General features: G+C 69.2%; 8 protein-coding genes. All 8 read right to left on the reverse strand.

The annotated features are described in order from the left end of the window. Window positions 1-3: 3 nt before the first annotated feature. The 8 genes from NBY69_RS34870 to glgX all read right to left on the reverse strand — a co-directional run bounded on the left by NBY69_RS34870 (window position 4) and on the right by glgX (window position 9,906). Entirely contained in the window at window positions 4-489 is a 486-nt protein-coding gene (locus NBY69_RS34870; protein ID WP_250306211.1) for a cation:proton antiporter regulatory subunit, read from the reverse strand. A 19-nt stretch (window positions 490-508) separates the two neighbouring features. Beyond that, window positions 509-2,692 (reverse strand): 1,4-alpha-glucan branching protein GlgB, encoded by a 2,184-nt coding sequence (glgB, locus tag NBY69_RS34875; protein WP_308409518.1) that lies wholly within the window; start codon window positions 2,690-2,692, stop codon window positions 509-511. Beyond that, entirely contained in the window at window positions 2,689-4,776 is a 2,088-nt protein-coding gene (locus NBY69_RS34880; protein WP_250306213.1) for a maltotransferase domain-containing protein, read from the reverse strand. Before NBY69_RS34880 ends, glgB begins: the two co-directional genes overlap by 4 nt. 75 nt (window positions 4,777-4,851) lie before the next feature. Then, window positions 4,852-5,619 (reverse strand): MinD/ParA family protein, encoded by a 768-nt coding sequence (locus tag NBY69_RS34885; protein ID WP_250306215.1) that lies wholly within the window; start codon window positions 5,617-5,619, stop codon window positions 4,852-4,854. A gap of 54 nt (window positions 5,620-5,673) precedes the next feature. Continuing rightward, window positions 5,674-6,933 (reverse strand): PP2C family protein-serine/threonine phosphatase, encoded by a 1,260-nt coding sequence (locus NBY69_RS34890; protein WP_250306217.1) that lies wholly within the window; start codon window positions 6,931-6,933, stop codon window positions 5,674-5,676. Between the two features lie 2 nt (window positions 6,934-6,935). Then, window positions 6,936-7,424 (reverse strand): anti-sigma regulatory factor, encoded by a 489-nt coding sequence (locus NBY69_RS34895; protein WP_250306218.1) that lies wholly within the window; start codon window positions 7,422-7,424, stop codon window positions 6,936-6,938. A 14-nt stretch (window positions 7,425-7,438) separates the two neighbouring features. Beyond that, the gene (locus NBY69_RS34900) at window positions 7,439-7,750 is read right to left on the reverse strand and encodes an anti-sigma factor antagonist (RefSeq protein ID WP_250306220.1); all 312 of its coding nucleotides are present in this window, start codon (window positions 7,748-7,750) and stop codon (window positions 7,439-7,441) included. A gap of 17 nt (window positions 7,751-7,767) precedes the next feature. Continuing rightward, the gene (glgX, locus tag NBY69_RS34905; RefSeq protein ID WP_250306221.1) at window positions 7,768-9,906 is read right to left on the reverse strand and encodes a glycogen debranching protein GlgX; all 2,139 of its coding nucleotides are present in this window, start codon (window positions 9,904-9,906) and stop codon (window positions 7,768-7,770) included. Window positions 9,907-10,047: the final 141 nt, after the last annotated feature.

Below are 10,047 nucleotides of genomic sequence, written 5' to 3' on the forward strand. Positions count from 1 at the left end.
TGATCAGCCCCGCTCGAGGATCTCGTGGGCGCCGTCCACGCCTTCCCGCGTCCCGATGACGATCACGATGTCGCCCGAGAGCAGGCGGAAGTCGGGTCCGGGCGAGGGGATCGCGTGGGACCGGCGCATGACAGCGACGATGGAGGCCCCGGTGTCGGTGCGCATCCTCGTCTCTCCCAGGGTGCGCCCGTTCCAGTACGAGGGGCCGGTGATGGTGACCTGCTCGGCCAACAGTCCGAAGTCGCTGGTGTGCAGCAGGTTCGGGCTGTTGTGACTGGGCAGCAGGGCGTCGGCGAGGGACAGGGCCTCGGCCCCGGTCAACGGCAGCGAGAGGCCGCAGGAGTCCGGGTCGTCGTCGTGGTGCACGTTCAGGGTGCGGGTGCGGTCGCGGTGCGCGATCACCGACAGCGTGTCGTGCCGCCGCGTGGTGAGCTCGTACTGCACCCCGATGCCGGGCAACGGGGTGGTCCTCAGACGGGGAGCGGGCATGGTGTCTCCTTCGGCTGCGTCATTGCTTGCGGAACCACACAGCGCCCAGCGGCGGCAGGACGACGCTCGCGCTGGCCGGCAGCCCTTGCCGGGCCTCGGGAACGGCGTGGATGCGCCCGGGGTTGGTGACCCCGGAGCCGCCGTACTGCGCCGCGTCCGTGTTGAGCACCTCGGTCCAGTGCCCCGGCTCCGGCAGCGCCAGGCGGAAGTCGTGCCGGACCGTGGGCTGGAAGTGGAAGACGCACACCAGCGACTCGCCCCCCTCGCCGTACCGCACGAAGGAGTAGACGTTGTCCTCGGCCGCGTCCGCGTCGATCCAGCGAAAACCCTCCGGCCGGGTGTCGAGGCTCCACAGCGCGGGGTCGTCGAGGTAGGTGCGGTTGAGGTCGCGCACCAGGTCGCGCACGGCCGCGTGCGCGTCGTGCCGCAGGACGGACCAGTCGGGGCCGCGCTCGTGGGACCACTCGGTGTCCTGGGCGAACTCCTGGCCCATGAAGAGGAGTTGCTTGCCGGGGAAGGCCCACATGAAGGAGAGGAAGGCACGCAGGTTGGCCAGTTGCTGCCAGCGGTCCCCGGGCATCTTGGTGAGCAGCGAGCCCTTGCCGTGCACGACTTCGTCATGGCTGATCGGCAGGGTGTAGTTCTCCGCGTACGCGTACACCATCGGGAACGTCATGGAGTGGTGGCGGTACTGCCGGTGCACCGGGTCCTCGGCCATGTACGACAGCGAGTCGTGCATCCAGCCCATGTTCCACTTCAGGGTGAAGCCGAGCCCGCCCTGGTCGGTGCGCCGGGTGACGCCGTCCCAGGCCGTGGACTCCTCCGCGATGGTCAGGACACCGGGGCAGCGCCGGGGCACCGTGGCGTTCATCTCCTGGAGGAACTCCACCGCTTCCAGGTTCTCGCGGCCTCCGTACACGTTCGGCAGCCATGCGCCGTCGGGGCGTGAGTAGTCGAGGTAGAGCATGGAGGCGACGGCATCGACGCGCAGGCCGTCGATGTGGAACTCCTCGCACCAGTACACCGCGTTCGCGACGAGGAAGTTGCGCACCTCGTTCCGCCCGTAGTCGAAGACGAGCGTCCCCCAGTCGGGGTGCTCCCCGCGGCGCGGATCCGGGTGTTCGTACAGAGTGGTCCCGTCGAAGCGGGCCAGGGCCCACTCGTCCTTGGGGAAGTGGGCGGGGACCCAGTCCACGATGACGCCTATGCCCGCCCTGTGCAGCGCGTCGACGAGGGCCCGGAAGTCGTCGGGGCTCCCGAGGCCTGCCGCCGGGGCGTAGTACGAGGACACCTGATAGCCCCAGGAGCCCCCGAAGGGATGCTCCGCCACCGGCATGAGCTCGACATGGGTGAAGCCCAACGCCTTGACGTAGGCGGGCAGTTCGACCGCGAGCTCGCGGTAGCCGAGGCCGGGACGCCACGATCCCAGGTGCACCTCGTAGACGCTCATCGCGGACCGGTCCGCGATGCGTTCGCCGCGCCGGGCCGTCCAGTCGTCGTCACCCCAGTCGTGACGGGAGCGGAAGACGATGGAGGCAGTGCCCGGAGCCGCCTCGGCCGAGGCGGCCAAGGGGTCCGCCTTCTGAATCCAGCGGCCGTCCGGGGTGAGGATCTCGTACTTGTACCGGCAGCCCTCGCCGACGCCGGGGACGAACAGCTCCCACACCCCGCTCGCGCCGAGTGAGCGCATCGGGTGGGTCCTGCCGTCCCAGTGGTTGAAGTCGCCGACCACGCGCACGGCCCGCGCGTTCGGGGCCCACACGGCGAACGCCGTACCGGCGGACGTGCCCCAGCCGGACTCGTGCTCGCACACCCGCGCTCCGAGCACCTGCCACAGCTGCTCGTGCCGGCCCTCGTGAATCAGGTGCAGGTCGAGTTCACCGAGGGTGGGCAGGAAGCGGTAGGGATCGTCGTAGTCGAAGAGGTCGGCGCCGTAGCGGACGCGCACCCGGTAGTCGGGAACGGCCGTGCCCGCCAGCCTGCCCGCGAACACCCCCTCGCCCTGGTGCTCCAGCTCGCCCAGCGGCTCGCCCGACGACGTGGTCAGCCACACCTGGTCGGCGAGCGGCCTCAGCACCCGCACGGTCGTGGCCCCGGCGGACCGGTGCGGGCCGAGCAGCGCGTGCGGATCGCTGAGCTCTCCCGTGGTGAGCCGCTTGAGACGGGTGGCGGGCAGGGCCGTTGGAAGCTGTGTGGTCGTCACGACTGAGAAGTCCCGTCCGTGAGAATGTGGGCCACTCGATGGTGCGGATCGAGGCGTACGTAGTTGTCGCGGCCCCAGCGGTAGCTCTCGCCGGACAGGGCGTCGCGTACCTCGAAGGTCTCCGAGCGCTCCAGGCCGAGGGCGGGCAGATCGACGGTGACCGTCGCCTCGCGCGTTTCGTGCGGGTCGAGATTGAGCACGACGAGGACCCAGTCGCCCCCGGCGGCACGCTTGGAGAAGCACATCACCGCGTCGTTGTCGGTGCGGTGGAAGCGAAGGTTGCGCAGCTGGTGCAGGGCCGGATGGGTGCGCCTGATGTCGTTGAGCGCGCGGATCAGGGGGGTCAGGGAGTTGCCCGCGGTCTCCGCGCCCGCCCAGTCGCGAGGACGCAGCTGGAACTTCTCGGAGTCCAGGTACTCCTCGCTCCCGGGTCCCATGGGCACGTTCTCGTACAGCTCGTACCCGGCGTACACGCCCCACGCCGGACCGGCCATGGCGGCGAGTACCGCACGAACCGCGAAGGCCGCCCGGCCGCCGTACTGGAGGTAGGCGTTGAGGATGTCGGGTGTGTTGACGAAGAGATTGGGCCGCAGGTAGGCCGAGCTCTCCTCGCCGCCGAGGCCGGCCAGTTCGGAGAGATAGCTCTCCACCTCGTCCTTGGAGTTGCGCCAGGTGAAGTACGTGTACGACTGGTGGAACCCCGCGCGTGCCAGGGCGTGCAGCATGGCCGGGCGGGTGAACGCCTCGGCGAGGAAGAGGACATCGGGGTCGCTCGCGTGCACCGCTTCGATCAGCCGTTCCCAGAATGCGACGGGCTTGGTGTGCGGATTGTCGACGCGGAAGATCCGTACGCCGTGGTCCATCCAGTGCCGCAGCACGCGCAGGCACTCCGTGTGCAGCCCGTCCGGATCGGTGTCGAAGTCGATCGGGTAGATGTCCTGGTACTTCTTCGGCGGGTTCTCGGCGAACGCGATCGAGCCGTCGGCCCGGTGGCGGAACCACTCCGGGTGCTGTGCGACCCACGGATGGTCGGGGGAGCACTGGAGGGCGAAGTCCAGGGCCACTTCGAGGCCCAGTTCACCGGCGCGCGCCACGAAGTGGTCGAAGTCCTCCAGCGTGCCCAGGTCCGGGTGGATCGCGTCGTGTCCGCCCGCGGCCGATCCGATCGCCCAGGGCGATCCGGGATCGTGCGGGCCCGCTTCGAGCGCGTTGCCGGCGCCCTTGCGGTGGGTGGTGCCGATCGGGTGGACCGGTGGCAGATAGACCACGTCGAAGCCCATGTCCGCCACGGCTTCCAGCCGCTTGGCCGCGGTCCGCAGCGTGCCCGGCCGCGGTGGCTCCACCACACCGTTCACCGCCCCGGTGACGACGGCCCCCTCGGACCGGGGGAAGAACTCGTACCACGCGCCGTACAGCGCCCGTTCCCGGTCCACCCGCAGCGGCAGTTCCGGCGAGCGGGTGAGCAGCCTGTGCAGCGGGTGGGCGGCGAGCAGGGCGGTCACGGGGGAACCGGTGACCGCGGCGAGCCGCCCCTGCGCGTCGAGGCGCTCGTCGCGCAGCATCCCGGCTCCCCAGGCCAGCTGCTCCGCGGCGTCGGCCGGGGCCGCTCCGGCCGCCTGCTCCAAGAGCAACGCGCCTTCCTCCAGGACCAGTTCGGACTCGGACCCGGCCGGAATCTTGATTTCCGCGACCTGGCACCACGTTGCCCAGGGGTCCGTCCACGCTTCCACCCGGTAGGTCCACTCGCCCTCCCGTGCGGCGCTGACCCACGCGGTGTAGCGGTCCGTCCCGGGGGCCGTGAGGCGCATCGGGATCCGGTCGCCCGCATGGCCGTGGGGGTCGGTGAGCACCACACCGGCGCCGACCGCGTCATGTCCTTCCAGGAAGACGGTGGCCGAGACCTCGAACTCTTCCCCGGGTACGGCGCGGGCGGGGGTGCGGGCGCCGTCCACCCGGGGCGACACGTCCACGACAGGGATACGGCCCACACCCGGCCCGGACCCCTGTCGGCCGGTCGGTCCGCCGGTCGGTGGTGCGGCGGTCGGGCGCGACGTCGCATCGCGCTGCATGAGCTTGCCCTCCATAGTGCTCGTGCCTCCTTGCACCGGGGTGCGGTTGCGGATGATTAGGTGCTCGGTGGTGCGAGCGGTTCGCGTCGGTCAGCGCCGGATCGCGGTGGTCCCGTTGCTGACTTCGGAGATGATCCGGCGGTATCCCGACACCAGCGGATGCTGCGGATACGCCTTGGAGAACACCCGTTCCCCTGCGAGCGACGCCATCTCGGGTGCGTACGGCAGCACCGTGGTGATGCGGGTGTTGTACGCGGTCTCGACCTTGCCGCGCAGCCGGTCGCCGACGGCACCGTCGGGCGCCATGTTCACGGCAATGCTCATGGCTCCGAACCCGAGCCGGCTCGCCAGTGCCATCGTCTCCTTGGCACCCGCGAGGTCCAGGCGGTCCGCCCGGGTCACGACGACGAGCGCGTCCGAACTCGCCATCGCGGTCACGGTCTCGTTGTTGAACCCCGCGTGCGTGTCGAGCAGCAGAACGTCGAGGGCCAGGGTGTCGATGAGCCGGTCGAAGCCCTCGCGCAGCAGGCCCACGTCGTAGCCGAGGCCCATGATTTCACTGACCCCCGTGGCCTGGCTCCTGGCCGGAACCAGGAAGAACCCGTCGTGCCCGGCGCTCTGGTCGACGGCGTACGCCGCCTCCTCGATCTCGCAGTGGCCGATGAGGTAGTCGGTGAGCGAACGCCGCGCGGGGACCACCACGTCGTCGAACATGACGTCCAGAGCAGGCGTCTGAATGTCGGTATCCACGAGAGCGACCCGCAGGCCCGAGGAGGCCAGCAGCAACCCGAGGTTGGCGGCCGTGCTGGATTTGCCGGTGCCCCCTCGGTAGGAGTGCACCGTGATGATCTGCGACATATTCTCCACCTGACGGTTTCTGGGAGTTGGCGCGTCGGCCGGTGATCGGCCCGGTCAGTCGGCGCCCCCGGTCGGTGCCTGCCAGTGCACGGCCAGCATCGTGATGTCGTCGGACTGTTCGGCCAGGCCTACGAAATCGCTGAGCGCGCCGTCCATGTGGTCGAGCAGCTCCTCGCCGCGCACGCTGGCCTCGGTCAGCTGCTGGACGAGGAAGTCCTCCCCGAAGAAGTGCCCGGTCTCCGAGCGGGCCTCGGTGACCCCGTCGGTGTAGATGAAGAGTGTGTCCCCGGGGCTGATCTGCGCGTAGCCCAGCGAGAAGGTGCAGTCCGGCATGACGCCCACGACCGGCCCCGTCGGCTGGAGCAGCACCGGTTCGTGGCCGCTTCCGCTCACGAGGACGGGTGGGTTGTGCCCACCGTTGATGTAGACGAGGTTGCCGGTGACCGGGTCCAGGACGCCGAAGAACATGGTGGCGAAGTAGCCCTGCTTGATGTGGTTGCGGGTCAGGTAGCTGTTGGTGCCCACGACCGCGTTCAGCAGCGGGGTCGCGCCGACGACCGGGATGGCCCGCGTGTGCTCGGCTCCGCCGGACTCCTCTCCCATGAGGTCCGCCGCGATGAGGTTCTGGAGGCCGCTCTGCTCCGCGGTGTGTCGCAGCAGCGAGCGGATGAGGGCCATGAACAGGGCCGCGCCGACCCCCTTGTCGCACACATCGGCCACGACGAGGGCGAGACGGCGCCGGTTGACCAGTTCGAAGACGTCGTAGAAGTCCCCGGCCACGGTGCGCGCCGGTCTGAAGCGCACCTGGATGTCCCAGTTGTCGGGACTGGGTAGCGAGTCCGGCAGGAACCCCAGCTGGATCTCCCGGCCTATCTCCAACTCCCGCTCATAGCTGAGCAGTTCGGCGTGTGCGGCGACCTCCTCCATGTTCCGGTTGAGTTCGGCGTGCTGATGGCAGTCGCGCAGCCGTGCTTCCACCAGGACGGGGTGGAACGGCGGCAGCAGATAGTCGGAGCCCGCGCGCACATGGCCGTCGAGGAGGTGCAGGTCGTGCTCCGCGTACGCCACCACGGTGGGCTGCTGCCCCTCGTCCGCCAGCCTTCGGGCCACCGACCTGACGGTGTGGGGCGACAGCGTCGCGTTCGCGAGCAGAGCGGTCACCGCCGGCATCCGACCGCGCGACGCCGCGAGTACATCGCCCGGTGTGCAGGTGTGCGTCTCGGCACCCACGGCGTCCAGTGCCTTGGACAGCCCTGCTGGAACGTCCCGCCGCTCGTCCAGTATCAGCACTCTCGTCTGCGCGATCTCCGTCACGTCTACTCCACTGCCGGCCGGCGCATCACGAGGGTGCTCACATTGCGCCCCGCGACGAGCTCGTACTCGAAGGTGTCCACCGCTGTGAACGCCAGGAAAACGCCCAGGCCGCCGATCTGCCGCTCCGCGAGCGGCACGTCGAGCGCAGGCTCGCGCATGCCCTGTCTCGGGTCGAACGCCGGGGCGTCGTCCTGGAAGCGGACCCATACGTCACCCGGGTCGATCCCGCCGTCCACGGTGATCTGGCCCGGCTCACCGCGGTATCCGTGCACGACGATGTTCGTGACCAGTTCGTCGGCGGCGAGGCGGAATCGGTACAGCGAACTGTCCGTGAGGCGGGCCTGCTTGCCCAGACCGAGAACGAATCCGGTCACCGGTTCCAGTGAATCGATCGTCGCGGGAACACAGAGTGCGTTCGCCTTCCCGCACTCGGGCGCCTGCACGATGCCCGCTGCCCTGCCGGTGCCCCCGGCCTCGAATTCGAACGTCATCTCGGTTCGTCCCTTCAGGCGTCCACGAGATCGATGCTGTGGTCGAATCCGGCGAGCCGGATGGTCCGCGCCACCGGCTCGGACGCGCCCACGATGGCGATGCGCACCTCGTCGCCCATCTTCTGGCGGGCGAAGACCAGGGACCGCAGGCCCGCGCTGGACAAGTAGTCGAGCTGCTCGGCGCGGATGACCAGTTCGACGGCGCCCTCCCCGGCCGCCCGGCCGACCGTCGCGTGGAACTCGCCCGCCGTCGAGGCATCCAGCTCACCCGTGAGTTGGATGGTGGCGACCTTGTCGTTGATCCTCAGCGTCACGTCGAAAGCCACGATGGTTCTCCTTCCGGTCATGGGGTCGTCCGGTGAGCCGCGCGGCCCACGAGGACGACCGAGGAGTGGGCTCCCAGATGGAAGCGCCCGGGGTGTTCGAGCTCCGGCTCGCCGCCGAGGCGGTGAACGGCAGTGCCCGTGTCTGCGAAAAGGTGCCAACGCTGCCCGTCGGGCAGCGTCGGCAGCTCCAGGTCGTGCGACTCCCAGTGCGCGTTCACGGCGACGTACACGTGGTCGTCGGCCACGCTTCCGCCCTTGGCGTGCCTGCCGCATCGCATCATCGCGAGCACCCTGCCGTGGCCGGCCCAGTCCGGAGCCCATGCGCGCACCCCGTGCCAGCTGACGTCGGGATAGCCGCTGCCGACCCGGTCCGTACCGGTCGGGTGGTCGCTCGAACGCAGCACCGGGTGCGCGTGCCGGAAGGCGATCAGCGCCCGTGCGAAATCCAGGAGGTCGGCGTTGGCCTTGACGAGTTCCCAGTCGAACCAGGACAGGTCGTTGTCCTGGCAGTAGGTGTTGTTGTTGCCGAGCTGGGTGCGGCCGACCTCGTCGCCGGCCAGGATCATCGGAATGCCCTGACTCGTCAGCAGGATCGTCAGCAGATTCTTCATCTGCCGCATGCGCAGCTCACGGACGTGCGCGGAGGCGCTGGGCCCCTCCTCGCCGCAGTTCCAGCTGTTGTTGTCGTTGGCCCCGTCGTTGTTGTCCTCGCCGTTGGCCTCGTTGTGCTTGTCGTTGTACGAGACCAGGTCGGCCAGGGTGAAACCGTCGTGAGCGGTGATGAAGTTGACCGACGCGGACGAGGTCCGTCCCTGGTACAGGTCCGGCGAGCCGGCCATCCGGGTCGCCAGCTCACCGACCAGGCCCGGCTCGCCCTTGACGAAGCGCCGGACCGCGTCGCGGTACTTCCCGTTCCACTCCGACCAGCGGCCGTAGTTGGGAAAGTTGCCCACCTGGTAGAGCCCGGCCGCGTCCCACGCCTCGGCGATCAGCTTCGTGTGACGCAGGACCGGGTCGTACGCCAGTTGTTCGAGCAGCGGTGGGTTGGGCAGCGGGGTGCCGTCCGGGGCCCGGTCGAGGATGGCCGCCAGGTCGAATCGGAATCCGTCGATGTGGTACTCGGCGACCCAGTGCCGCAGGCAGGAGAGCACGAAGTCCCGGACCACGGGGTGGTTGCAGTTGACGGTGTTGCCGGTGCCACTGAAGTTGTAGTACTCGCCGCGTGGCGTGAGCATGTAGTACGTGGCGTTGTCGAGGCCGCGGAACGAGATGGTCGGGCCCTGTTCGTTGCCTTCGGCCGTGTGGTTGAAGACCACGTCGAGCACGACTTCGATCCCGGCCTTGTGCAACTCCTTGACCAGCGACTTGAACTCGTCGGCCTGCATGCCGAACGGGCCGGTGGCGGCGTAGCCCGCCTTGGGGGCGAAGAACGAGACCGTGTTGTAGCCCCAGTAGTTGTACAGCCGCTCACCGGTCACCGGATCGGTGCGCGGGTTGTCCAGCTCGTCGAACTCGAACACGGGGAGCAGTTCGAGGCAGTTGATGCCCAGCTCGCGCAGGTACGGGATCTTCTCCCGCATTCCGGCGTACGTGCCCGGCGCCGACACCTTCGAGGAGGTGTGCCGGGTGAAGCCGCGGACGTGCGTCTCGTAGATCACGAGATCCTCGGCGGGAATGCGCAGCGGCCGGTCGCCGTCCCAGTCGAAGTCGTCGTTCAGCACCTGCGCGCGGTAGTGGTAGACGTTGTCCCAGTCCGGCTCCCGGCCCCACACCTCGCGCCCGGAGATCAGCCGCGCGTAGGGGTCGCTGAGCACCTGACCGGCGTCGAAGCGGTCGCCGCGCTCCGGGTCGAAGGGCCCGTCGGCGCGGAACCCGTACTCCAGGTTCTCCGTGTCGAGCTCGAAGACCGTCATGGCGTACACGCTGCCGATGCGGAACTCCGGTGGGAACTCCAGTTCGGCGCTGGGCCGTGTGGCGCCCTTTTCGAAGAGCACCAGGCTCATCGTGGTCGCGCCGTCGGAGTAGACCGAGAAGTTGACTCCGCCGGGCACCGGGGTGGCGCCGTACGGGAAGGGCCGGCCGGCCCTGACCCGGTACGGGCCGATCCGATGCGTCGGAAAGGCGTCGATGCGCTCCCGGATGTCCTGTGTGCTCATCGGCCCGTGCGTTCCAGCTCGGCGTCCAGGTCCTCGGCGATCCTGAAGAAGTCCAGGAACCCCGTTGCGGACATGACAAACGAGACCTCCTCGGAGAGACCGACCAGAGTGATCTCGGCATCCAGCTGCTGGGCGTGGCGG

It is taken from the genome of Streptomyces sp. A 4/2 (assembly GCF_940670765.1).
Taxonomy (GTDB): domain Bacteria; phylum Actinomycetota; class Actinomycetes; order Streptomycetales; family Streptomycetaceae; genus Streptomyces.